Annotated in this window: 22 protein-coding genes and 1 tRNA gene; 17 read left to right on the top strand and 6 right to left on the bottom strand. The window is 68.5% G+C overall.

The genetic code is table 11. The features are described 5' to 3' along the window. The first annotated feature begins 388 nt into the window (after nucleotides 1–388). The 5 genes from mltG (at nucleotide 389) to C1925_RS05395 (ending at nucleotide 3,602) form a co-directional block, all read left to right on the top strand. Entirely contained in the window at nucleotides 389–1,450 is a 1,062-nt protein-coding gene (gene mltG / locus C1925_RS05375) for an endolytic transglycosylase MltG (protein WP_108767987.1), read from the top strand. Beyond that, complete coding sequence (gene tmk / locus C1925_RS05380) at nucleotides 1,447–2,112, top strand: dTMP kinase (protein WP_108767988.1); 666 nt, start codon at nucleotides 1,447–1,449, stop codon at nucleotides 2,110–2,112. The genes mltG and tmk overlap by 4 nt, the downstream gene beginning before the upstream one ends. Beyond that, nucleotides 2,109–3,065 carry a DNA polymerase III subunit delta' gene (locus C1925_RS05385; RefSeq protein WP_079220848.1) on the top strand — a complete coding sequence of 319 codons (957 nt, stop codon included), beginning with the start codon at nucleotides 2,109–2,111 and terminating at the stop codon, nucleotides 3,063–3,065. Before tmk ends, C1925_RS05385 begins: the two co-directional genes overlap by 4 nt. Beyond that, nucleotides 3,062–3,415: a PilZ domain-containing protein gene (locus tag C1925_RS05390; protein ID WP_079220849.1), complete on the top strand. Its 354-nt coding sequence runs from the start codon at nucleotides 3,062–3,064 to the stop codon at nucleotides 3,413–3,415. Before C1925_RS05385 ends, C1925_RS05390 begins: the two co-directional genes overlap by 4 nt. Nucleotides 3,416–3,527: 112 nt before the next feature. Then, nucleotides 3,528–3,602 (top strand) — tRNA-Val (locus tag C1925_RS05395). Between the two features lie 424 nt (nucleotides 3,603–4,026). Here the strand turns inward: C1925_RS05395 and C1925_RS05405 are convergent. Beyond that, nucleotides 4,027–4,590 carry a hypothetical protein gene (locus C1925_RS05405; RefSeq protein WP_108767990.1) on the bottom strand — a complete coding sequence of 188 codons (564 nt, stop codon included), beginning with the start codon at nucleotides 4,588–4,590 and terminating at the stop codon, nucleotides 4,027–4,029. 42 nt (nucleotides 4,591–4,632) lie between these two features. Beyond that, nucleotides 4,633–5,040, bottom strand: a complete 408-nt coding sequence (locus C1925_RS05410; protein ID WP_108767991.1) for a hypothetical protein — start codon at nucleotides 5,038–5,040, stop codon at nucleotides 4,633–4,635. Nucleotides 5,041–5,560: 520 nt separating this feature from the next. On the opposite strand from C1925_RS05410, the gene C1925_RS05415 reads away from it, so the two are divergent. The 5 genes from C1925_RS05415 to smqnr all read left to right on the top strand — a co-directional run bounded on the left by C1925_RS05415 (nucleotide 5,561) and on the right by smqnr (nucleotide 11,188). Beyond that, nucleotides 5,561–5,941, top strand: coding sequence for a tautomerase family protein (locus C1925_RS05415; protein ID WP_108767992.1), 381 nt, complete (start codon nucleotides 5,561–5,563; stop codon nucleotides 5,939–5,941). Nucleotides 5,942–6,147: 206 nt separating this feature from the next. Next, nucleotides 6,148–6,591, top strand: coding sequence for a DUF2946 family protein (locus C1925_RS05420; protein WP_108767993.1), 444 nt, complete (start codon nucleotides 6,148–6,150; stop codon nucleotides 6,589–6,591). Nucleotides 6,592–6,768: 177 nt separating this feature from the next. Beyond that, nucleotides 6,769–8,904 (top strand): TonB-dependent receptor, encoded by a 2,136-nt coding sequence (locus C1925_RS05425; RefSeq protein ID WP_108767994.1) that lies wholly within the window; start codon nucleotides 6,769–6,771, stop codon nucleotides 8,902–8,904. Between the two features lie 11 nt (nucleotides 8,905–8,915). Further along, entirely contained in the window at nucleotides 8,916–10,421 is a 1,506-nt protein-coding gene (locus tag C1925_RS05430) for a PepSY domain-containing protein (protein ID WP_108767995.1), read from the top strand. Between the two features lie 119 nt (nucleotides 10,422–10,540). After that, entirely contained in the window at nucleotides 10,541–11,188 is a 648-nt protein-coding gene (gene smqnr / locus C1925_RS05435) for a SmQnr family pentapeptide repeat protein (RefSeq protein ID WP_108770626.1), read from the top strand. An 83-nt stretch (nucleotides 11,189–11,271) separates the two neighbouring features. On the opposite strand, the gene C1925_RS05440 is transcribed toward smqnr, so the two are convergent. Beyond that, entirely contained in the window at nucleotides 11,272–11,946 is a 675-nt protein-coding gene (locus C1925_RS05440; RefSeq protein ID WP_108767996.1) for a class I SAM-dependent methyltransferase, read from the bottom strand. A 59-nt stretch (nucleotides 11,947–12,005) separates the two neighbouring features. Beyond that, on the bottom strand, nucleotides 12,006–13,385 hold the full coding sequence (locus tag C1925_RS05445; RefSeq protein WP_108767997.1) for a PLP-dependent aminotransferase family protein: 1,380 nt from the start codon (nucleotides 13,383–13,385) through the stop codon (nucleotides 12,006–12,008). A gap of 130 nt (nucleotides 13,386–13,515) precedes the next feature. On the opposite strand from C1925_RS05445, the gene C1925_RS05450 reads away from it, so the two are divergent. The 6 genes from C1925_RS05450 (at nucleotide 13,516) to C1925_RS05475 (ending at nucleotide 19,948) form a co-directional block, all read left to right on the top strand. Continuing rightward, nucleotides 13,516–14,379, top strand: a complete 864-nt coding sequence (locus C1925_RS05450; protein ID WP_108767998.1) for a DMT family transporter — start codon at nucleotides 13,516–13,518, stop codon at nucleotides 14,377–14,379. A 102-nt stretch (nucleotides 14,380–14,481) separates the two neighbouring features. Continuing rightward, nucleotides 14,482–15,084 carry an ECF-type sigma factor gene (locus C1925_RS05455; protein WP_108767999.1) on the top strand — a complete coding sequence of 201 codons (603 nt, stop codon included), beginning with the start codon at nucleotides 14,482–14,484 and terminating at the stop codon, nucleotides 15,082–15,084. Beyond that, complete coding sequence (locus tag C1925_RS05460; RefSeq protein ID WP_108768000.1) at nucleotides 15,081–17,768, top strand: protein kinase; 2,688 nt, start codon at nucleotides 15,081–15,083, stop codon at nucleotides 17,766–17,768. Before C1925_RS05455 ends, C1925_RS05460 begins: the two co-directional genes overlap by 4 nt. Before the next feature lie 70 nt (nucleotides 17,769–17,838). Next, on the top strand, nucleotides 17,839–18,057 hold the full coding sequence (locus C1925_RS05465; RefSeq protein WP_108768001.1) for a hypothetical protein: 219 nt from the start codon (nucleotides 17,839–17,841) through the stop codon (nucleotides 18,055–18,057). Between the two features lie 85 nt (nucleotides 18,058–18,142). After that, complete coding sequence (locus tag C1925_RS05470) at nucleotides 18,143–19,021, top strand: SDR family NAD(P)-dependent oxidoreductase (protein WP_108768002.1); 879 nt, start codon at nucleotides 18,143–18,145, stop codon at nucleotides 19,019–19,021. Between the two features lie 39 nt (nucleotides 19,022–19,060). Next, the gene (locus C1925_RS05475) at nucleotides 19,061–19,948 is read left to right on the top strand and encodes a LysR family transcriptional regulator (protein WP_108768003.1); all 888 of its coding nucleotides are present in this window, start codon (nucleotides 19,061–19,063) and stop codon (nucleotides 19,946–19,948) included. 495 nt (nucleotides 19,949–20,443) lie between these two features. Here C1925_RS05475 and C1925_RS05480 read toward each other — a convergent pair whose 3' ends face one another. Together C1925_RS05480 and C1925_RS05485 are read right to left on the bottom strand one after the other, a co-directional pair. After that, complete coding sequence (locus C1925_RS05480) at nucleotides 20,444–21,238, bottom strand: hypothetical protein (protein WP_108768004.1); 795 nt, start codon at nucleotides 21,236–21,238, stop codon at nucleotides 20,444–20,446. 32 nt (nucleotides 21,239–21,270) lie between these two features. Then, nucleotides 21,271–22,164: a LysR substrate-binding domain-containing protein gene (locus tag C1925_RS05485; RefSeq protein WP_108768005.1), complete on the bottom strand. Its 894-nt coding sequence runs from the start codon at nucleotides 22,162–22,164 to the stop codon at nucleotides 21,271–21,273. A gap of 106 nt (nucleotides 22,165–22,270) precedes the next feature. Here C1925_RS05485 and C1925_RS05490 point away from each other — a divergent pair, with 106 nt between their 5' ends. After that, the gene (locus C1925_RS05490) at nucleotides 22,271–23,788 is read left to right on the top strand and encodes an MFS transporter (protein WP_108768006.1); all 1,518 of its coding nucleotides are present in this window, start codon (nucleotides 22,271–22,273) and stop codon (nucleotides 23,786–23,788) included. Nucleotides 23,789–23,850: the final 62 nt, after the last annotated feature.

Here is a 23,850-nt window from a genome sequence, read left to right on the forward strand (position 1 = left end):
TACTGGTGGGTGCCGACCGTTGGTCGGCACGGACGCCTCGACGGCCCGTCATCCACGCATGGCGTGGCTCTACTGGTAGGTGCCGACCGTTGGTCGGCGCGGACGCCTCCATGGCCGGTCATCCACGCATGGCGTGGCTCTACTGGTAGGTGCCGACCGTTGGTCGGCACGGACGCCCCCACGGCCGGTCATCCACGCATGGCGTGGCTCTACTGGTAGGTGCCGACCGTTGGTCGGCACGGACGCCTCCACGGCCGGTCATCCACGCATGGCGTGGCTCTACTGGTGGGTGCCGACCGTTGGTCGGCACGCAGACGCCACCCCGGTCATGACCCCACACCACCCGGCACGGTATCCTGCACGGCGGAATCGCATTCAGAGGTAGTCCATGGCGGGAGCCAAGCGCGGGTGTCTGTTCGTGGTCACGCTGGTGGTGGTGCTGGGCGCCGTCCTCGCCGGCGCGGGCGCGTGGTTCTTCTACCAGCAGGGCCAGTTCGCAGACCGCCACATCACCCCGTCCGCCGAGAGCGTGGTCATCGCCAGCGGCGATGGCATGAACAGCGTGCTGCGCAAGCTGCGCGAGGCCGGCGTGGACGAAGGCCAGGACACCCAGTGGCAACTGCTGGCCCGCCAGCTCGATGCCGCCGGCAAGCTGAAGGTGGGCGAGTACGCGCTGGACAACAGCCTGACCCCGCGCGAGCTGCTGCTGCGCATGCGTGCCGGCAAGGTGCTGCAGCACCGCGTCACCATCGTGGAAGGCTGGAACATCCGCCAGGTGCGTGCCGCGCTGAAGCGCGCCGAGCCGCTGCTGCACACCACCGACACCCTGGATGACGCCGCGCTGATGCAGCGCCTTGGCTTTGGCGGCCAGCATCCGGAAGGCCGCTTCCTGCCGGAGACCTACGTCTACCAGCGCGGCGACAGTGACATGGACGTGCTCAAGCGCGCCCATGCCGCGATGGAAAAAGCGCTGGACGAGGCCTGGGAAAGCCGCGCCGCCGACCTGCCGATCAACAGCCCGTATGAACTGCTGACGATGGCCTCGATCATCGAAAAGGAAACCGCGCTGGCCAGCGAGCGCCCGCAGATTGCCGGGGTGTTCATGCGCCGCCTGAAGATCGGCATGCGCCTGCAGACCGATCCCACCGTCATCTACGGCATCGGCACGGCCTACGACGGCAACATCCGCCGCCGCGACCTGACCACCGATACGCCCTACAACACCTACACCCGTGCGGGCCTGACCCCGACCCCGATCGCCATGCCCAGCCGCGATGCGCTGATGGCCGCCGCACAGCCGGCCGCCGGCGATGCGCTGTACTTCGTCGCCGTGGGCGACGGCAGTGGCGCGCACGTGTTCTCGCCCAGCCTGGACCAGCACAACGCCGCCGTAGCCCGCTACCTGCAGCAGCTGCGCCAGCAACGTATCAAGGAGACCCCGGCGCAATGAGTTCCGCGCTGCTTCGCCACCCGCGTTTCGTCAGCCTGGAAGGCGGCGAGGGCGCGGGCAAGACCACCGCCATCAACGCCATCCGCGATTGCCTGCGCAGCCACGGCCACGAGGTCGTGCTGACCCGCGAGCCGGGCGGTACGCCGCTGGCCGAGCGCATCCGCGGCCTGGTGCTGAAGCCCGACGCCGAGATCGCTGCCGAGCCGCTCAGCGCCGAAGCCGAGCTGCTGCTGGTGTTCGCCGCACGCGCCCAGCACGTGCGCCAGGTCATCCAGCCGGCACTGCAGCGCGGCGCCTATGTGCTGAGTGATCGCTTCACCGATTCCAGCTACGCCTACCAGGGCGGTGGCCGCGGCCTCGACCCGCAGTGGATTGCCGACCTGGAGCGCCGCGCCGTCGGCCTGCTGCCGGGCCTGACCCTGCTGCTGGATGTGGACGTGGCCGTGGGCCGCGCCCGCGCCAATGGCCGCGACCTGTGGCCGGACCGCATCGAAAGCGAGCAGGACGATTTCTTCGAACGAGTGCGCCAGGTCTTCCGCAGCCGTGCCCAGCAGGATCCGCAGCGCTTCGCCCTGATCGATGCCGGCCAGGTGCAGGAACGCGTGGCCGCCGATGTGGTGGCCAGCGTCGAGCGCTGGCTGCAGGCCGGGGAGGGCGCATGAGCAGCTTCTCGCCCTGGCAGCAGCGCGCCTTCGACCAGACCGTCGCTGCACTGGATGCCGACCGGCTGGGCCATGGCCTGCTGATCTGCGGCCCGGCCGGGCTGGGCAAGCGTGAGGTCGCGCTGGCCTTGGCCGACCACGTGCTGGCCCGCGGCGATGCCGCGCACGCCACGCGCACGCGCCAGCTGATCGCCGCCGGTACCCATCCGGACCTGCAGCTGGTCAGCTTCATTCCGAACAAGAGCGGCGACAAGCTGCGCACTGAGATCGTCATCGAGCAGGTGCGCGAGATCACCAACAAGCTGGCGCTGACCCCGCAGTACGGCGTGGCCCAGGTGGTGATCGTCGACCCGGCCGATGCCATCAACCGCTCGGCCGCCAACGCCCTGCTGAAGACCCTGGAAGAACCGCAGCCCGGCCGCTACCTGTGGCTGATCAGCAGCGACCCGGCGCGTTTGCCGCAGACCGTGCGCAGCCGCTGCCAGCGCCTGGAATTCAAGCTGCCGCCGCGCGATGAAGCGATGGCCTGGCTGCAGCAGCAGGGCCACAGCGAAGCCTCCGCACGCGAAGCGCTGGACGCGGCGCGCGGCCATCCCGGCCAGGCCGACAACTGGCTGCGCGAAGACGGCCTGAGCCTGCGCCGCGACGTCGGCCGCGAGCTGGAACAGCTGGCCGCCGGCAAGACCGGCGCAGTGGAACTGGCGCAGAAGTGGTGCGGTGATGAGAACGCGGCCCTGCGCCTGCGCTTTGCCGCCGATCTGGCGCTGGCCCAGGCCAGCACCGATGCCTTGACCGCGCCGGACCGATTGCACAAGCTGGCAGCCTGGTTCGATGCTGCCAACCGCACCCGCGACCTGCTGCGCACCACCGTGCGTGCAGACCTTGCGGTGGTCGAGTTGCTGCTGGCCTGGAACAAGGTGAACGAGCGGCCTGCCGCAAGGGGAAATCGATGAGTGCCAGCAACGCCCGCCAGGGCATCCTGTCCCTGGCTGTAAAGGACAAAGCCGCGCTGTACAGCGCGTACATGCCGTTCGTGAAGAATGGCGGCATCTTCGTGCCCACGCCCAAGCGTTACTTCCTGGGCGACGAAGTGTTCCTGCTGCTGACCCTGCCCGATTCCAGCGAGCGCCTGCCGGTGGCCGGCAAGGTGATCTGGGTGACCCCGGCCGGTGCACAGGGCAACCGCGTGGCCGGCATCGGCGTGCAGCTGGCCGACGGCCAGGAAGGCGAGAACGTGCGCCACAAGATCGAGACCCTGCTGGCCGGCCTGACCAGTTCGGACAAGCCGACGCACACGATGTGAGGTAGCGCCGGGCCATGCCCGGCGACGCCTTCGAAACAGCCGTGAACACAAATGTGAAAAACTGTTGACGGCCTCTGAAAAGCCCCTATAATGAGCGGCTCAGCAACACACCGGGCGGTTAGCTCAGCGGTAGAGCATTGCCTTCACACGGCAAGGGTCACAGGTTCGATCCCTGTACCGCCCACCATGTTGCAGAACGAAAAAAGCCTCCAGCAATGGGGGCTTTTTTGTTGCCTGTGACTTCGCGCACCCGTGCGTGCGACGCGATAGCGCATTGAGGGTAGCCGGCAGCAGCGATAGGCTTGGCACGGCGCCACTGTCCCTCAGTGCATGCAAGGAAACGAGATGGCTCGTAAGCGAGGTATCCCCGGGTTCTCCTGGAAGAGGGCTTCCGGCTTGTCTGCCGCCAAGAGCAAGCTGTCGCGCCAGATCGGCATACCTCTTACCCGATCAGGTCGCCAGCGCAAGATGGGCAGAGCACTGGGGTGCTGTGTGCCCGCCGCGTTTCTGTTCACCGGTGCTGTGGCAGCACTTGCGGGTGCGGGAAAAGCTGTCAGCGTCTTTCTTGCCTGAAGGGTTGCGTAGTTCCAGAGAACTCCTGCGCGGCTTTTTCAGTTTTGATCCCCCAGCAGCTCGCGCGCGATCATCGCGGTCCCGTCCAGCAGGTCGTGACCGCTACCGGCCTGCACCACCACCGCCAGCAGTTGGCGGCCCACCTCGGTATTGCCGTCGCGCAGCTCCACCTCTCCCTCGAAGCACAGATCGCCCAGCCATTCGTGCGCCTGCGTCAGTCCGCGCTTGCGGACGCCGCGGAATTCCGCAAGCAGCTTCGCCTGGCCCGCCGCGTGTTCGCCATCGGCAAGCAGGCCGATGGCACCGCCGTGCGCCGCGCGCCAGATGGCCGGCAGCGGTCGGCCTTTTTCATCCAGCACGTCCAGTGCGAACTGCGCGCAGTACATCTCGTAGCGCTTGCCCGCCGTGCTGGTGGGCACGATGCCTGCCTCGGCCAGCAGGCGTTCGGCTTCATCCAGCTGATTGAACTTCAACCGCAGCAGGGCAGGGCGGCTCAACTGCTGTGACAGCGCCTGCTGGTTGGCGGCAAACCACGCGTTCCAGCCTACGGTTGCACGGCCTTCCAGTGCGGCCTTGAAGTACTCCAGGTGTTCGGCGTCCATTGCGGTTTCCTGCGATTCCCTTCGCGATTGTAGCCAAGGCGTTCAGGGCGTTCCGCGCTCCAAGCAATGGGTGGCTTCGCGCACCAGTTGTCGCGCCGCGACGATCAAACCATCGGTGTGGAAACTGCCCAGCTGTTCTTGGGGCATGCCTTCGACACGCGCGCGGTCGGCGGCTTGGAGAAGATCCAGCAGCGCGGTGAGCCCTGCCAGCGAGCGACTGAGTGATGCGTGATGGTCGGCGCCGATCCTGCGGGCGTTGCACGGCTGACCATCTGCACCATCACCTTGGCGGATGGCATCGAGACAGGCGAAGAACGTGGGTGCCTGCACGGGCAGATTTTGTTCGTTCAATGCGCACTCGATCTCACGCGCGAGGTCTTCGGGCATTTCGTTGGCGATGTCGCCGATCAGCGCGTGCAGGCGTGGGTGGGATGCGGTTCGATTGCTCATGGCGAAACCCTCACTGGCGTAGAGCCACCTTCCGTAATGAAGGTGGCGGACGGTGCGGGTTGGCGTACCTAGGCAAACGAACTCCCAACGAGAAGAAGGCCTGGCGGATCTGTCGATCCCCACGCACCGGCCGCCATTGAAGGCAATCGGTGCATTTTCTCTGCTGCGGCGTAAACCGTAGCGATTGGAAGTTCATTCGTTTATTCGAGACGCCAATCCCGACCAAGGCGACCTGCCTCGGCGAGGCGATCATCGATTCGCACAAACACGGAAGTCAGTGAGGAAAGTTGCAACAACGCCAGCCACGACGGTGTACCAGCACCCATGGCGTAGCCCGCCGCGTTACCTGAACCAAGGCGTGCCGTTACACAGCCCCGGCAGGTGGCAATCACGTCACCCGGCGCAGCCCCGCGCGAACGTGCCATGGATGAAAGCAGACGTTCCATCCATGCGCTGTGTCGCCGACCCCGGCAGGCGTAGTCTCGGCTCACGTTGTCCCCTCTGGCTCTGGAGTCCCACCATGCCGCTCGCCCGTATCGATCTTCGCAAAGGTAAATCCGCTGATTATCTGCAGCGCGTGGGGGAGGCCATCTACCAGGCCCTGCGCGCGGTGGGTGTTCCGGAAAACGATCGCTTCCAGGTTTTTCAGGAACACGAGGCCGGCACCCTCGTCTTCGACCCCGGCTACCTCGGCGTGGCGCGCACCGATGACTTCATCTGCGTGCAGATCACCTGGAGCGAGGGGCGCACGCAGGAGCAGGAGAAAGCGCTCTACCTGGGCATTGCCAATGGCCTGCATGAGGCGGTGGGCGTCCGCCGCGAGGACGTGTTCATCAATCTGGTGGAAGTGAAGCCGGAGAACTGGTCGTTCGGGAATGGGGTGGCGCAGTACGTGAGTTGATGGCCCAGGAGCAGGAGCATCCACGCATGGCGTGGATCTACTGCGAGAGGGCGGAGTCATCGGTATGGTCCGGGTTTTGCCCCTGCGTCACCGTGTCGCAGGGGCAAAACCCTGAACGTGGTCCAGGGTTGGCCGACGCGCCGTAGAATGGGCGGGTGCGTCGCCCCCGATTCCACCGCCGGTTCCAGATCCTGGCATGGCTTGCCATGCTGCTGGTGCTGCTTGCCCCGCTGGTAAGCCGCTGGATGGCCCATGGGCCGGCGCCGGCCGTCGCGCCGGTGATGGCGGGTATGGATCATGGTGCGATGGATCACGGCGCCATGGACCACAGCGCGATGGACCACAGCGCGCATGCCGAACACGCGCAGCACGCGATGGAAGGTCACCACGACCACCACGCGATGACGATGGCGCACGACGAGACCGTCGCCAAACCGGCGGTCGATCCACACGCCGAGCATGAAATGGGCGTGGACTGCGAGTACTGCCTGATCGCGGCACGCTTGATCACCTTGCTGGTGGCGGCATTCCTGCTGCTGGTGCCGTTGGCGCCGGTATGCCGGGCATTGGCAGGATCTGTCAGAGCGCTGCCCTCGCGGCTGCGCGGAACCCTGGGCGCGCGTGGGCCGCCGCTGGCGTTCGCTGGCTGAGCCGCGCACGCGAAAGCCGTCGGGCATGGCCCGGCGCTACCGATTTTCTTGAAGCTGCTGGGCATCGCCCGGCGTTGTCGAGCTGATTGAAGCCGCCGGGTCATGACCCGGTGCACCCGCGTGCGACTTTCTTTCTGCTGCCCTCGTTGATGGGGCGGCATTGCATGCCGTGGAAACATGAAAACGAATCCGAACGTCGTTGCCCTGCGCTGGGCGACGCTGCCGGCGCTGTGCGCCTGCGCCCTGTACACCGCACCGGCCCGCGCCGATGCCGCAGACCCCACCACCCTGGATACCGTGCGCGTGGTCGATACCCGCCATGGCGAACTGTCGGCCGTGCCCAGCGCGGGCTCCGCCCTTGGCCTGAGCGTGCTGCAGACGCCGGCCGCGCTCACCGTCATCGACCGCGACCAGCTGGAACAGCGTGGCGACAGCAACCTCAACGATGCGATCAGCCGCGCGGGTGCGATCAGTGCGATGCCGCATCCCGGCAATGGCCTCAGTGCGCTGTGCAGCCGCGGCTCCACCGATGGCGCGTCGGTGATGCGCCTGTACGACGGCCTGCGCCAGTACGGCGGGGTGGGCGTCACCTTCCCGTTCGATACCTGGTCCATCGAGCGCATCGAAGTGCTTCGCGGCCCGGCCTCGGTCATCCATGGCGACGGTGCCATCGGCGGGGTCATCAACATCGTGCCGAAGAAGCCGACGCGCGGTGCCATCGAGAACGAGATCAGCGTGACCGTGGGCAGCGAGGACACCGCGCGCCTGGGCTTCGGCAGCGGTGGCGCGCTGACGCCGGAGCTGGCCTACCGTGTGGATGTGAGCGGCAACTACAGCGGTGGCTGGGTCGACCGCGGCCGCAACAACGATGCGACGTTCTCCGGCGCGCTGCTGTGGCAGCCGCGTACGGACCTGCAGTTGACCCTGACCCATGCGCAGGGCTACCAGCAGCCGATGCGCTACTTCGGCACGCCGCTGGTGGATGGCCGCCAGCTGGATGCGCTGCGTCATCGCAACTACAACGTGGCCGACAGCGAGATCCGCTTCCGCGACCGCTGGACCCAGCTGGATGCGCTGTGGACGCCGACCGCGAACGTCGAATGGCGCACGCGTGTCTATCAGATCGACAGCCAGCGCGACTGGCGCAATGCCGAGGCCTACGTCTACAACGATGCCACGGGGCTGATCGATCGCTCGGACAACACGCAGATCACCCACAACCAGGACCAGACCGGGCTGACCTCGACGCTGCGCGTGCAGGGGCAGGTGGGCGGGCTGGCCAACAGCTTCGCGGTGGGCCTGGATGCCAACCGCGCGCACTTCAAGCACACCAACAACACCTACGCTGGCAGCTCCGGGCCGGTCGATCCGTTCCGTCCGGTGCCGGGTGAATTCGCCAGCGATGCACCGAACCTGCCGCGCTACCGCAACAGTGCCGAACAGTACGCGCTGTTTGCCGAAGACCACCTGACGCTGAGTGAACGCTGGTCGGTGTTGGGTGGGCTGCGCCATGACCGCGCGACCATCGACCGCACCGATCTGATCAGTGGCGCGGCAGCGTTTTCGAAGACGTACAGCAGCACCGGCTGGCGCGCGGGTACGGTGTTCGCGCTGCGGCCGACCTTGAGCCTTTATGCGCAGTATTCGCAGGCGGCCGATCCGGTCAGTGGCCTGCTGATGATCAGCCCGGCCAACGGTGCATTCGACCTGGCCAAGGGCCGGCAGTTCGAGGTCGGCATGAAGCAGGCGTTCGATGGCGGCGAGTGGACGCTGGCGGCGTACCGCATCCGCAAGACCGGCCTGCTCAGCCGTGATCCGCTGCAGCCCGATCGCCGCGTGCAGGTGGGCGCGCAGACCTCGCGTGGTATCGAGGCGTCGTTGAACTGGGCGTTCGCACCGCACTGGTCGCTGGATGCGAATGCCACGGTGCTGAAGGCCGAATTCGAGGACTTCCTGGAAACCACCGGCTCGCCGGCGGTGGTGGTCTCGCGCGATGGCAACGTGCCGCCGAACGTGGCCGAGCGGATGGCGAACGTGTGGCTGAGCTGGCAGTTCCTGCCGGACTGGACCGTGGCCGGTGGCGCGCGCTATGTCGGCAAGCGGTACGCGGACAACGCCAACACGCTGGAACTGCCGGGCTACAGCACCACCGATCTGGCCCTGACCTGGCAGGCGGCGCCGCGCACGCGGGTGAGCGCGCGCGTGTTCAATGTGTTCGACAAGGCGTACTACGCGACGGCGTACTACACCAGCACGCAGTGGCTGCTGGGCGCGGACCGCCGCGTCGAGTTCACCGTCGACCATCGCTTCTGAGGATGTAGCTGATGTCGCTGCGATCCACCGCCAAGCGCTGGACCTACCTGCTGCACCGATGGCTGGGCATCGGTGGCTGCCTGCTGATGCTGCTGTGGTTCGTCAGCGGCATGGTGATGCTGTTCATCGGCTACCCGAAGTTGACCCCGGGCGAGCGGCTGGCCGCGTTGCCGGTGCTTGATGGCACACGCGTGCCGCAGGGCCTGCCGGTGCTGCCCGACGCGGTGCAGGCCGAACCGGAAAGCGTGGCGCTGACCACGCTGCGCGGCGAACCGGCCTATGTGGTGCGCAGCGGTGCCCACGTTGGCGCGTGGTCGGCAGAGACCGGCCACGCGCTGCTGCCGGTGTCTGCGCAGCGCGCCGAACTGTCGGCGGCGGCGTTTGCTGGTGGCCCGGCGTTCCCCGGTGCCGTGCGCGCGGACGAGGATCGCTGGACGCATTCGCGCGGGCTGGACGCACATCGGCCGCTGTACAAGGTGGAAGTGGGCGGCCACCAGCCGGGCAGTCTGTACGTTTCCTCGCGCACCGGCGAGGTGGTGCTGGATGCGCCGTACCATCAGCAGCGCTGGAACTACGTCGGTGCGTGGCTGCACTGGCTGTACTTCCTGCGCATGCAGTCGGTGGACCCGGTGTGGACGTGGGTGGTGATCGTGCTGTCCGCGCTGTGCACGGTGGCGGCCATCAGCGGCATCGTGGTGGGCGTGTGGCGCTGGCGTTTCCGCGGCCGCTACCGGTCGGGTGCGAAGACGCCCTACGTGGAGCCATGGATGCGCTGGCACCATCTGGTCGGCCTGATGGCCTGCGCCTTCGTGTTCACCTGGATCTTCAGCGGGCTGATGTCGATGAATCCGCTGCAGGTGTTCAGCACTACGGCAGGTGCCGTGGATGCCGCGCGCTATCGCGGTGCGACGGTGGCGCTGGATACCGCCGTGGCGCAGCCGCAGGCCTTGCTCGCCGCAGCGTCGAAGGAAGGCTTCGCGCCGGTGGAGATCCAGTGGCGGCGCATCGGTGGCGAACTGTTCGCGGTGCTGCTGGACGGGCAGGGTGGTACCCGCATCGTTTCGCAGGCAGAGGGGCAGCTGCACGTTGCCCAGACCCTGCCGTCTGCATGGCTGCAGCAGCACGCGCAGGCGATGGGTACCGCACCGTTGCGCGCGTTCTCGATCCTGCGCACGCCCGACGCGTACTTCTACCCGCGTGCCCCCGAGGCGATGAACGGGGCGGCGGTGCGACGTTTCCCGGTGGCAGTGGCCGACTTCGGCGATGCGCATGCCACGCGTGTGTACTTCGATCTGGCGACCGGCGATCCGCTGCTGACCCTGGGCCATCGCGAGCGGGTCGGCCGCTGGCTGTTCTACTTCCTGCACAGCTGGGACCTGCCGGGCATCCTGCGGCAGGAGAACACGCGGTTGGGCGTGCTGCTGCTGTTGAGCGTGGCGGGTGCGGGCCTGTGTGCCACGGGCGTGGTGATCGGCTACCGTCGCCTGCGGATGAAGGTGCGGCGCCGTCGGCACTGACGCCGGGTGTGCTTTGTACACATCACGGCTGGACTGCCGGTGAACCTCACGGCGCGGCCGCTTACGGAAGCCCCCGTTTGCCCGGCATCATGTCGGGCAACCGTGACATGGAAATCCAGATGTCCCCCAGCATCCACCGCGCGCTGCGCATCGCCGGCGACCAGTACGCCGGCCAGAAAGTGGTCGACCAGCAGTTCCACGGATGTGATTTTTCCGGCGCCGACCTGACCGCCACCGAGTTCGTGAACTGCAGTTTCTATGACGCCGAAAGCCGCACCGGCTGTCGCTTCAATGGCGCCACCCTGAAGGAAGCCAGCTTCCGCAGCTGCGACGTCAGCATGTGCCACTTCAACTTCATCAAGGCGCTGGGCCTGGAAATCAGCGAGTGCCGCGCGCAGGGCGCCGATTTCAGCAACGCCAGTTTCATGAACCAGATCACCACGCGCACCTGGTTCTGCAGTGCCTTCATCAAGAAATCGAACCTGCGCTACGCCAATTTCTCGCGGGTGACGCTGGAGAAGTGCGAGCTGTGGGAGAACCGCTGGGACGGCGCCAACGTCAGCGGCGCCAGTTTCGCCGGTTCGGATCTGTCGTCCGGCCAGTTCGAGGGCATCGACTGGAGCAGTGCGAACTTCACCGACTGCGACCTGACCGGCTCGGAGCTGGGCGACCTGGACCTGCGCGTGGTCAACCTGCGCGGCGCACGGCTGGATGTTCAGCAGGTGGCGCTGCTGATGCAACGCATCGGCATCACCGTGGTGCCGTAGAGTCGAGCTTGCTCGACTGCCAAGAGCCCGTAGAGTCGAGCTTGCTCGACTGATCCGCGAACAGCAGTCGAGCAAGCTCGACTCTACGATGCGTACGCCACCCACCCCTTGAAACTGAAGCCGGCGTAGAACAGCTCCACGCCCTCGAAACCGGCCTGCTGCAGCAGCGCGACGTCCTGTTCGGGCGACTGCAGCGGCAACCGCTCGATCATGACCTCGATGGTGCGCTGGGCATCGGCGTGCGCCACACCCGACGCCTCGGCAAAGGCGACGTAGCGCTGCAGCCAGCGACGCTTGCCCGCATCGTCGGCCGGTACGCTGTGGTGGGCCACCACCAGCGGTGCACCCGGGCGCAGGCGGCGGTGCAGCTCGCGCAGCGTGTGCAGGCGCCGGCTGGCATCGAGGAAGTGCAGGGTCAGCAGGCAGCTGGCACCGTCGAAACGAACGTCCGGCGCATCGTCGATGTAGCCCTCCAGCAGCTCCACCTGCGCCATCAGCGGCCCCAGCGTCTGTTCCGCAAGCGCCAGCATCGGTGCGGCCGGATCCACGCCCAGCAGGCGCCAGCCTGGATGCGCTTCGGCGAAGGCCTTCAGCTCCAGCCCGCCACCGGCGCCCAGCACCAGCACACGTCCTTCGAGCGGCACATGTTCGGCCAGCAGCAGCTGGCTCATCTGCTGCAGTGCCAGGAAGCCCGGCACCTGCCGCAGCGGGCCCTCGGCGTAGCGGGCGACGGCCTGCGGGTCTTCGAAGGTCGACATGGCGTGCGTTCCTGCGGCAGTGGTGACATTCCACTGTAGCGCGCTCGTCAAGCGCTGCTTCAGCGCAGCGCCCGCGCCAGCACCTGCCAGATACGCGGGTCCTGGCACTGCGACACGTTGAAGCGCACATAGTCGGCCACGCGCTGCGATTGGCTGAAGGCATTGCCCGGCGCCACCACCACGCCTTCGCGCAGGCAGTGCCGGGCCAGCGCCGCGGCGTCGCGGCCATCGGGCAGCTGGCACCACAGGAACAAGCCGGCTTCAGGCACCAGCCACGGCGTGATGCCCAGGCGCTGCACCTGCCGCAGGGTGTGCTTGCGGGCATCGGCCAGGCGCGCGCGGATGGCCTGCATGTGCCGGCGGTAGCCGCTGTCGGTCAGCGCGATCTGCATCAGGTGCGCGGCCAGATGGCCGCCGCCGAAGCTGGTGGCCAGCTTCAGGTCGACCAGCGCGTCGATCCAGTCCGCGCGCGCAGCGATGTAGCCACAGCGCGACGCGGCCGAGACGGTCTTGGAGAAGCTGCCGACGTGGATCACCCGTGACAGCCCGTCCAGTGCAGCCAGGCGCGGGGCAGGGCGCAGCTCGAAGTCGGCGAAGATGTCGTCCTCGACGATGGTCATCCCGCTGCGTTCGGCCAGGCCCAGCAGCCGGTGGGCGGTGGCCGCCGACAGCACCGCGCCGGTCGGGTTGTGCAGGCCGGAATTGGTGATGTACAGCCGCGGCGCGTGCGCCTGCAGGGCCGCCGCGAACGCGTGCAGATCCGGCCCGCTGTGCGTGTACGGCACGCCGATGGCCTGCACCTGGTGCGCCTTCAGCAACGCGTGGTAGTTGAAGTAGCTGGGATCGTCGACCAGCACGCTGTCGCCCGGCTTCAGCAGCAGGCGGCAGACCAGGTCCACCGCATGCGTGCCCGATTCGGCCAGCAGCACCTGGTCCAGCGGCACCTCGATGCCGAGCCCGGCCGCGCGCCGCTGCAGCGACTGGCGCAGCGACGGCAGCCCGAGCGGGCTGGCGTAGTCGGTGAGTGCTGAAGGCTCGGCACGCGCCATCCGACGCAGGCCGCGGCGCAGGCCGTCCTGGTACAGCCACTCGCTGGGCATCCAGCCGCAGCCGGGCTTGAGGTGTTCGGCCGGGGTTTCCAGAGATTGCCGCGACACCCATAGCGGATCCACCGCGCGATCCTGGCGTGGCTCGATCGCCGCCAGGGCCAGTGGCGGCAGCGGCCCGGCCACGTAGAACCCCGAGCCGGCGCGCGCGGCGATCACGCCTTCGGCGGCCAGCCGCTCGTAGGCCTCGACCACCGTGGACACCGAAACGCCCATGGTCGCCGCCTGTGCGCGCACCGAGGGCAGGCGCGCGCCGGGACCATCCTGGCGTGCAGCGATTCGCGTGCGCACGGCCTGCATGACGCTGTCGATACGGCTGGGGGATCGGGACATGGGGCGACTGTGCGGGAAGTGTGGCCAGTACAGTTACTTGCGATTGTACTGGATTGTAGCTGGGTGCAGGCGCGCGGCAATGGCCCAATGGTTGCCCGGGCCAGCGGTGCCCATCGCAACGGATATCAGCGTGGAACGGTCGGCACGTGGGTGGATCAACGGCTTCATCGGTGTGGTGATCTTTGCCGGATCGCTGCCGGCCACGCGCCTGGCCGTGCTGGAGCTGGATGCCGGCTTCGTCACCGCCGCGCGCGCCAGCATCGCCGCCGTGCTCGGCCTGGTCCTGCTGCTGGCCCTGCGGCAGCCACGGCCGGCGCGCGCGGACCTGCCCGGCCTGGCGATGGTCAGCCTGGGCGTGGTGGTGGGTTTCCCGCTGCTGACCGCGCTGGCGCTGCGCCATGCTTCGTCGGCCCACACCATCGTCTTCGTCGGCCTGCTGCCGCTCAGCACCGCGCTGTTCGGCGTGCTGCGCGGTGGTGAGCGGCCACGGCCGGCGTTCTGGCTGTTCTCGCTGTTGGGCAGTGCCTGCGTGGTCGGCTACGCGGCACGCAACGGCATCGAGGCCTCGCTGCAGGCCGATCTGCTGATGCTGGCAGCCATCGTGGTCTGCGGACTCGGTTACGCCGAGGGCGGGCGCTTGGCCCGGCACCTGGGCGGCTGGCAGGTGATTAGCTGGGCGCTGCTGCTGGCATTGCCGGTGATGCTGCCGCTGATGGTGGTGATGCGCCCGGCTTCGCTGGGGGCCATCGGTGCACCGGCCTGGTGGGCGCTGGGCTACGTGGCGGTGTTCAGCATGCTGGTCGGCTTCCTGTTCTGGTACCGCGGGCTGGCCCAGGGCGGCATCGCAGCGGTGGGGCAGCTGCAGCTGCTGCAGCCGTTCTTCGGCCTGGCGCTGGCGGCGCTGCTGCTGCATGAAACGGTCAGCGCCGGCATGCTGCTGGTGACCCTGGCCGCGGTGGCCTGCGTGGCGGGAGCGCGCCGCTTCAGTCGATGACCGCGGCGGTCCCGTGGCACGCTGTGTGTCGGCCTGCGATGTCGATTTTGGCCCGCCATGGGCAATAATGCGATCTCTACCAGGGCATGGATCGCGATGTAGATGACGGTTTCCGGATCGCCTGCCGACGATGGCGTCACCACGCTGCTGAAGCGCTGGAGCACGGGCAACGATCTGTCCGCGCGCGATCGCCTGCTGCAGATGCTGTACGCACAGCTGCGTGGCATGGCCGCGGTGCGACTGAGCGGTGATTCGCCCGGCCTGCTGCAGCCGACCATGCTGGTGAACGAGGCGCTGATGCGCATGCTCGACCCCGGTACGGCCTACAACGATCGCGTGCACTTCCTGGCCCTGGCGGCGCTGAAGATGCGCAGCGTCATGGTCGACCATGCACGTGCGATGGGTGCGGCCAAGCGTGGCGGCGACCAGCTGCATCTCACTCTGGAACACGCGGACCGCGAAGGCGTGGACGACCAGGATGCCGTGGACGTGCTGGCCCTGGATGCCGCACTGCTGGCCTTGGCCGATGTCGATGCACGCGCCAGTTCCACGGTCGAGTGGATGTATTTCGGCGGCATGCGCCGCGAGGAAATCGCCGCGGCACAGGGCGTCTCGGTGCCGACTGTCGATCGCGACCTGCGCTTCGCCAAGGCCTGGCTCAAGCGCCACCTGGGTGGCATGCCTTCACGGGATGACGGTGCATGAACGACGCAGTGGACTGGGGCGCGGTCCGCGCGCTGTTCGATTCGGTCTGCGAACTGCCTGAGCCCCTGTGGGAGAGCGAGCTGCATGCCCTGACCGGCGACCCTGCGCTGGTGCACGAGACACTGGCCCTGCTGCGCGCACAGACCCAGGCACTGGGCGGCATGCAGGGTTCGATTGACAAGGTGCTCGCTTCGCTGGATGCAGATGACATCCAGGTGGGGCAGCTGATCGGGCCGTGGCGGCTGGTACGGCTGCTGGCGGCCGGGGGCATGGGCCGGGTCTTCCTGGCCGAGCGTGCCGACCAGCTGTATCGCCGCCAGGTGGCGATCAAGGTGATGCGCCGCAGCCTGGATCCCGCGCTGGCGGAGCGGCTGCAGGCGGAGAGCCAGATCCTGGCCGACCTGCAGCACCCCAATATCGCCCACCTCTACGACGTGGGCCGTGCGCGCGCCGACCAGCCCTACCTGGTGATGGAATTCATCGATGGGCAGCGCCTGGATGAAGCCTGCCGCTCGCCGGACATCACCCTGACGGGGGTGCTGGGCCTGTTCTGCAAGGTCTGCCGCGCGGTGCAGGCCGCGCACGCGCAGGGCGTGATCCACTGCGACATCAAGCCGGCCAACGTGCTGGTGCGCAGCGATGACGAACCGGTGCTGCTGGACTTCGGCATCTCGCGGTTGATGAGTGATGGCAGCAGCGAGGTGGGCGCCTACGCCACGCCGCGCTACACCAGTCCGGAGCGGCGCTCGGGACGGCCGGCGGCGGTGGCCGATGACATCTACAGCCTCGGGGTGATGCTCGACGAACTGCTGGCGCTGGGTGGTCCGGCCGTGCGCCTGGATGGCGACCTGATGGCCGTGGCCGCGCGCGCCCGCGCCCCGGTCGCCGCCGATCGCTACGCATCGGTGGATGCGCTGGCCGAAGACGTGATCCGTTTCCAGCAGCATCGCCCGGTGCGTGCGCTGCGCCCCAGCCGCGTGCGGCGCGCACGCCTGTTCGTGCGCCGGCAATGGCGGGCCTGCGCCGTGGCAGCCTGTGCGCTGCTGATGGCGGTGGGTTTCGTGCAGCGCATCGGCGATGCCCGCGCCCGCGCCGAAGAGAACGCGGCGGCCGCCTCCGGCATCGCCGACCTGCTGGTGGCGGCATTCGACTCGGCGGAACCGGGCATCCGCGGTGACCGTCCGATGACGGCGCGTGAGGTCCTCGATCTCGGTGCGCTGCGGATCGACCAGGACATGTCCGCCTCGCCGCTGGTGCGTGCGCGCCTGCAGGCCGCGCTCGGTCGCGCCTATCGAAACCTGGGCCAGCCGCGCGAAGCCGGCGCACTGCTGCAGAGCGCCGTGCTGGGCCTGCGTGACGCCGCTGCGCCACCGCACGAGATTGCCGCGGCAGAGGCCGCCCGCGCCCTGCTGCAGGTGGAGGACGGCCAGCAGGATGCCGCCCTGCAGGGAGCACGCCGCGGGCTGGCGCTGCTGGAGGACGACGATGACCCCGGCGTGCGTATCGACCTGCTCAATGCCGTGGGACGCGCACACGCCAGCCGAGAGGATTTCGACGAAGCCGCCGCCGCCTATGCGGAGGCGCTGGCGCTCGCCCGTCACGGCACCGGCGTGGCAGCCGACGCTGGCCTGATGACCACGCTGTCCAACCTGGGCACGCTGTACCGGTCGCAGGGCAAGCTGCCGCTGTCCGAGCAGACGCTGCGCGAAGCCGCCGCCATCGGTGGCGATGCGTCGCCCCTGCACGGGCCGGCCCGCCTGCGCGTGCTGCGCTCGCTGGTCTACACGCTGCTGGCGCAGGGGCGTGCCGACGAGGCGATGCGCCTGGCCGAAGAGACCTTCGCCATCACCCGCCAGCTGTTCGGCACCGGCAGCAGCTACACGGCTGCGGCCGAAGCAGCGCTGGCCGGCCAGTACCTCGATCTGGGCCGCTACAGCGAATCGCAGCAGCATTTCGATGCGGCCATCGCCACCAGCGTCCGCGTGGACGGTGCCGACAGCCTGGCCTACGCCGGCATGATCTACGGCCGGGCCATCATGGAGGAGGCGCGCGGTGACCTCGCCACGGCCGAGCGGGGGTACCGGCAGACGCTGGCCCTGCACCAGCGCCTGCTGGGCAACCAGCATCCGCGCAGCCTGGACGTGCAGATGGTGCTGGCACGGCTGCTGATGCGTGCCGACCGCACCGACGATGCCGAGCCGCTGCTGCGCGAAGTGGGCGAGGTGTGGCGGAGGACCCTGGCGGCAGATTCACAGCAGCTGGTGACGCTGGAACTGGTGGAACTGGAGTGGCTGACCCGCGCCGGTCGCATCGCCGAAGCGCGCGAAGCGCTGGCCGCGTTCGATCGCCGCAATCCCTCGCCGGTGCCGAGCCTGGCGCTGCGCCAGCAGATGCAGGCCGCGCTGCTGGCCCAGCGCGGTGGCGACAGTGATGCCGCCGCGCGCTGGGCGACGGTGGTGGCTACCTTCGAGAGTTTCTACGGCGCCGATTCCACGGCCACGGCCAAGTGGCGCATTCCCTACGCGGAGAGCCTGCTGCAGGCCGGCGATGCGGCATCGGCAACGGCCCAGCTGCAGCGCGCGCGTCCGCAGCTGGTCGGTCTTTCGCCGCAATCGGAGTTCCTGCTGCGCGCGGCGGCCCTGGATGCGCAGCTGGGCAATGCGAAGGTGGCCGGGGCGCGATAGGTTGCGTGCGGTTTCTCCGGTTGTTCCATGACAGGCATACGCACTGCTGGAATAACAGGGGAAACGCAACATGCACGATGATCAACCGGTCCACCGCCCGGAAAAGCGGAACGGCGGGGTGCTGCACCGCTTTGCCAAGGCCTACGGCAAGGCACGGGAATGGCACTGCTCACGCCTGCGTGCATCGCTGGTCGGGGTGCGTTTTGCGGTATGGGGGGACAGCGGGCGCTTCACCTCGCATGGTGGCTGGCGCATTTCACGTATCAGCCGCAGCGATTGGGATGCCTGAATCCATGGGCGATACGCAGCGGCTATCGTGCGCGGGGGAAATCGGTATTGGCCGTAGCGTGGGCGCATCGCCCATGCTGCGGCGGATGAAACCTTCCCCCATTTCCTTTGCAGGCCAGATCGGCCTGGTGACCGGCGCGGCCGGCGGTCTCGGCCTGGCCTACAGCCGCTTGCTGGCCCAGCGCGGCGCGCACGTGGTGATGCATGACGTGGGTGCCGGCCTGGATGGTCGCGGCAGCGACGCCAGCCGCATCGGCGACGCGGTGGCCGCACTGCAGGCGCAGGGCCTGTCGGTGGAGGCGGCCTCGGGCGCGATCGACGAGCGTGCGTGCTGCCACGCACTGGTCCGTGAAGTGCTGCAGCGCCACGGCCGCATCGACTTCATCGTGCACAACGCCGGCTGGGTGGCGTACGAACTGCTCGAAGCGGTGGATGACGATGCGCTGGAGCAGATGCTGCGGGTGGCGGCCAAGACGCCGCTGTGGCTGGCCCAGGCCGCCTGGCCGGCGATGCGCGAGGCCGGTGGTGGCCGCATCGTGGTGACCACCTCCGACCGCGCGCTGTACCCGCAGTACGCGCAGAAGGGCCTGGCCGGTTACGCGATGGCGAAGATGGCCGCGCTGGGGCTGGCCAACGTGCTGGCGCTGGAGGGCGCCGAGCACGGCATCGTGGTCAATGCGGTTTCGCCGGTGGCCAAGACCCGCATGTGGGGCATCGACGGCGAACCCGACGAACTGCACCCGGACGCGGTGGCCAACGGCGTAGCGTTCCTCGCATCGACGCGCTGTCGCGAAGGCGGCTGGGTGCTGCGTGCGAGCAACGGGCAGTTCCATGCGTTGCGCCTGCAGGAAGCCGAACACGTGGGTTACCCGCGCGACCTGCGTGCGGTCGTCGCGGACAGCATCGAATCGGTGGCCCTGCAGTGGCCGGTGATCGCCCGGCCGAGTGTCGACGCACGCGGCTGAGCGCGTACCCTAGGCAGCCCCCCCGCTGCCTGTGTCGACATGATCGATCTGCGCCTGCTCCGCCAGTTCGTGGCGGTGGCCGAAGAACTGCATTTCCATCGCGCCGCCGCGCGCCTGCACATGTCGCAGCCACCGCTGACGGCGGCGATGCGGCGGCTGGAAGATGAGGTCGGTACCCGCCTGATCGTGCGCCGCAACCGCACGCTGGGGCTGACCGCCGCCGGGCAGACTCTGCTGGTGGAAGCGCGTGCCACGCTGCAGCAGGCCGGTCAGGCCCTGCAGCGTACCCGCGAAGCGGCGGCCGGGCAGATCGGCAGCCTGCGCGTGGGTTATGTGGGCAGCGCCCTGTATGGTCGCCTGCCGGATCTGATCCGCCGGTTCCGCCAGGCATTTCCGCAGGTGCAGCTGCACCTGCATGAGGCCACCTCGCGGCAGCAGCAGCAATGGCTGCGCGAGGAGCGCATCGACCTGGGCGTGCTGATCCCGCCCATTCCATCCACCGAACTGGCGTTGCAGGGCTTCGACCACGATCGCCTGGCCATCGCCTTGCCGCGCAGCCACGCTTTGGCCGCATGTGAGCCGCTCAGCGTGGCGATGCTGGTGGACGAACCCTTCGTGTCCTGGCCGGCAGGCGAGGGCATCGGCTTCCATGCGCAGGTGCTGGGCCTGTGTACCTCGGCTGGATTCACCCCGCGCGTGGTGCAGGAAGCGCAGGGCATGCATGCGGTGCTGTCGCTGGTGGCGGTGGACGCGGGCGTGGCGATCGTACCGGCCAGCATGGCCAGCTTCCGTCCGCAGGAAGTGGTGTACCGCGTGATCGATGGCGCCGAGGCTGGTTTCGAACTGCAGTTCTGCACACGGCCAGGCGCGGCGGGGCCGGTGCTGCAGCACTTCCTGGCGATGGCTGCCGGGCCGGATCTGTCGTGATCGACATCGTGGCATGCGTTCGCCGGCCACGCAGCACTTGATACGCGGGCTGCAGCACGCTGCTGCGCCGCTGCGCGGGCACCGCAAGGCAAGGGTTTCAGGGCAGCGGGATGACGATCCGTAGATTCCTGATCGGTGCCTGCGGGTAAGCCCTACAGCCAGCGTCGGTGCAGGCGGTCAGCATCCCTTCGCCGGCTGTCATGGCTGGCTGGGATTGGCGTCCCACAAACAACTCTGGCGCGTGTCCGGAAAGATGTCCAAGGAGGGCGTTTTCCGGATGACGCGGCCCGCTGGTCCGTGGTGGGTGATGCGTGGGGATCACCGCGATCCGCCGGTCCGCTCCAGAGTTGCCGGTACGCCAACCCGCATCGCCCGCCGCCCATCCACGGTATTGCGTGGGTGTGAGTGCTGCAGCCCTGTCCAGGCAGGGCGCACCTCATCTGGGGAGTGGCGGCGGGTGGTGCATTTATCGCGTGTGTGGCGGCGCGTCCTGTCCTAAGGCAACAGGTCGCGCGTCATGCGGAAAACATCGGTGACCGCGTACAGGCCGGAGTGCCGCGCAAGATGGGTGCTGTCAGGGCCCTGCGCGATGCCGCTGGCGAGCAGGCGGAACTGGTGGGCCGGGTCGGGCTGGTGCTGCAGGCCGTACAGCGCGTGGCGGTCCAGGTAGTGACGGCCATCGTTGAGCCGCTGGCCACGGGCGATGACACCCTGCAGGTGTTCCCATGCCAGTAGCGTGGCCTGCACGATGTCGTAGAACTCGACGATGGGCGCACCCTGGCTGACCTCCAGTACATGGAAGGCATGGTGGCGGTCGGCCACCTGCATGCCGACCACGTCACCGGCGCGCCACGCGGTGTGCGCTTTCAGCAGCGGGGGGCGGCGTGCCGGCATCACTGCCGGGCTGCGTAGCAGCGCCTCGATATCCGCACTGCGGCGATGGAAGGTGTCGTTCAACGCGACGGCGGCATTCAACGCCGCAATGGCCGCAACCGCTGCGTCGGTGAGCTGCACATCGACGAAGCCCTGCCGGTGCAGGCACACCGCCAGCGCCAACGCGGTCTTGTGCACATACAGCGGCGCAACCTCGGCCGGGTCGGCCTGCAGGATGCAGTTCCAGCGCAGCAGCACGTTTTCGATCACCTCTGCACCGATCTGCGCAGGCTCGCGCGCGGCCGCCTCAGGGCCGAGGCGCGCCCAGTGCGCGCAGCGCTTCACGTCGCCATCGATGGCCTCGACCAGGCCGGCGGCGGCGAGCAGTTTCAGTACGTCCAGGTGTTTGATCGCCATATGCGCGGCCGCGTCCGATGTGGCCGCCCAGTCTATCGAGCGCCGAACAGGTGTTCGACCATGTAATCGATGAACACCCGCAGGCGCGCGCTGGGCTGGCGGTTGCCGGGCCACAGCAGCGAGAATTGGCCCTGCTGGTGTGGCAGCGCGGGCAGCACGTCCTGCAGGCGACCATCGGCCAGTGCATCGGTCGCAAGGAAATCGGGCATCCAGCCCGCGCCCATGCCGCCGATGGTGGCCGACAGCATCGCCTCCATGTTGTTGCAGGTCATGCTGGTGGCCATGTCGGCGGCGGCGTCGCCGTGATGGCCGGGCAGGGTCCACGGCTGCAGCTTGCCGCTGCTGGGAAAGCGGAAGCGCACCGCCGCCAGCCGCTGCAGGTCCGCTTGCTGCTGCGGCATGCCGCATGCCTGCAGGTACTGCGGCGATGCACACACCATGAAGCGGAACGTACCCAGCTGGCGTGCCATGAGGCTGGAGTCGGCCAGCTCGCCACTGCGGATCACCGCATCCAGTCCTTCGTTGACCACATCCACCAGGCGGTCGTTGAAATCCAGTTCCAGCTGCACCTGCGGATAGCGCTGCTGGAAGCCGGGCAGCACCGGCAGCAGGAAGCGGTAGCCGATGGTCGGCAGGCCGATGCGCAGCACCCCGCGCGGCGCGTGCTGCCGATGGGCGAGATCGGCCTGCGCGTCGGACAGCTCATCCAGGGCGCGCCGGCAGCGCTGCAGCAGCAGTTCGCCTTCGTCGGTCAGGTGCAGGCGGCGGGTGGTGCGATGGAACAGGCGCGTGCCGAGGTCCTGTTCCAGCCGGGCGATGCGCTTGCCGACCGCCGAAGCGGTGAGGCCGAGGACGCGGGCGGCGCCGACGATGCTGCCGGCCTCGGCAGTGCGGACAAAGGCGAGCAGGGCGGAAATCGAGTCCATGTCGGGATGATTGCGGAATGTATGGACGCAATCAACATCCTCACAGCGTGTTTTTCCAAGGCTGACGCACATTCATCATCACGGCCCTTCGTGAAAGGAGGACCGCATGGCCCCCCGTTGTGCCCAGGATTCCCGCGCCGCTGGACGCGGTGCGCTGCTCGCCGTGTGCCTGGCCGCGCTCGCGCTGCCGCTGGCCTTTTCCGCAGGTGCGGTGGTCGTCCCGTCGCTGCAGCTGGGGCAGGGCGCTTCGCCGCTGGCGCTGGCCTGGGTGACCAATGCCTTCATGCTGACCTTTGGCGGCCTGCTGCTGGCGGCCGGTGCGCTGGCCGACCGGCTGGGCCGGCGTCGCGTGTTCCTGGCCGGAACCGCTGGCTTCGCTGCCACCACTGCCTGCGTCTGCCTGGCGCCTGACCTGGTGTGGCTGGATATCGCGCGCGGCCTGCAGGGCGTTGCCGCCGCCGCCGCGCTGGCCTCGGGCACGGCGGCATTGGCGCACGCCTGGCAGGGGCCCGGCCGTGCGCGCGCGTTCGCCCTGCTCGGCACTAACTTCGGTGCCGGCCTTGCACTGGGACCACTGCTGGCCGGGGCCCTGCTGCAGCTGGCCGGCTGGCGCAGCGTGTTCGCCACCAGCGGCGTGCTGGCCCTGCTGGCCTGCGCGCTGGGTGCGCGCGTACTGCGCGAAAGCCATGGCGATCGCGTGCGCCTGGATGTGGCGGGCATGCTGGTCTTCAGCCTGATGCTGGCCAGCCTGACGCTGGCGCTGCTGTGGCTGGGTGAGCACGGCATCGGCATGCCGCGCGTGCAGATCGCGTTCCTCGCCTGCGTCGTGCTGGCGTCGCTGTTCGTCTGGATCGAGCGCCGGCAGGCTGCACCGCTGCTTGATCTCTCGCTGTTCTCGCAGCGTGCCTTCGTCGGCGTGCAGCTGCTGCCGGTGGCCACCTGCTTCGGCTACGTGGTGCTGCTGGTGGTGCTGCCGCTGCAGCTGCTGGGCGTGCACGGGCAGGGCACGGGCATCGTCGGCCTGCAGATGCTGGCGTTGTCGGCGCCGTTGCTGGTGCTGCCGATGCTGGCCGCGCGCTGCGCGCAGCACGTCGGCAGCACGCTGCTGTGCACGCTGGGCCTGCTGCTGTGCGCGCAGGGCCTGTGGTGGTTGTCGCGGCATGCCGCCACGCCGGTGCCGATGCTGTGGATTCCGCCGTTGCTGCTGATCGGTGCAGGCGCGGCGCTGCCGTGGGGCCTGATGGACGGCCTGTCGGTCAGCGTGGTGCCGGTACAGCGTGCCGGCATGGCCGCCGGCATGTTCGGCACCGTGCGCGTGGCCGGCGAAGGCATTGCCCTGGCGGCGGTGACCGCGCTGCTGGCGGGGCTGATCGGACGCCACCTGCCGTCGGCCTGGCCGGAGGCCAAGGCGTCGGCATCGATGTACCTGGTGACCGGTGATCTGGAGACCGCGCAGGCGTGGCTGCCGCACGCCACAGTGGCCGAACTGCAGCAGGCCAGTGGCGAGGCATTGGCCACCCTGCTGCGCGTGCTGTCTGCGCTGACCTTTGCCTGCGCGCTGCTGCTGCAGCTGCTGCTGGGGCGCAGCGCCCCGTCGCATGAAGGCGTGGCCGACTCGGCGTAAGTCGCGCGGGATGTCATCGCCGTGTAGGCAAGGACTCACGCGGCCTATGCCGCCGCACGCCT

This window comes from Stenotrophomonas sp. SAU14A_NAIMI4_5 (assembly GCF_003086795.1).
Lineage (GTDB): Bacteria > Pseudomonadota > Gammaproteobacteria > Xanthomonadales > Xanthomonadaceae > Stenotrophomonas.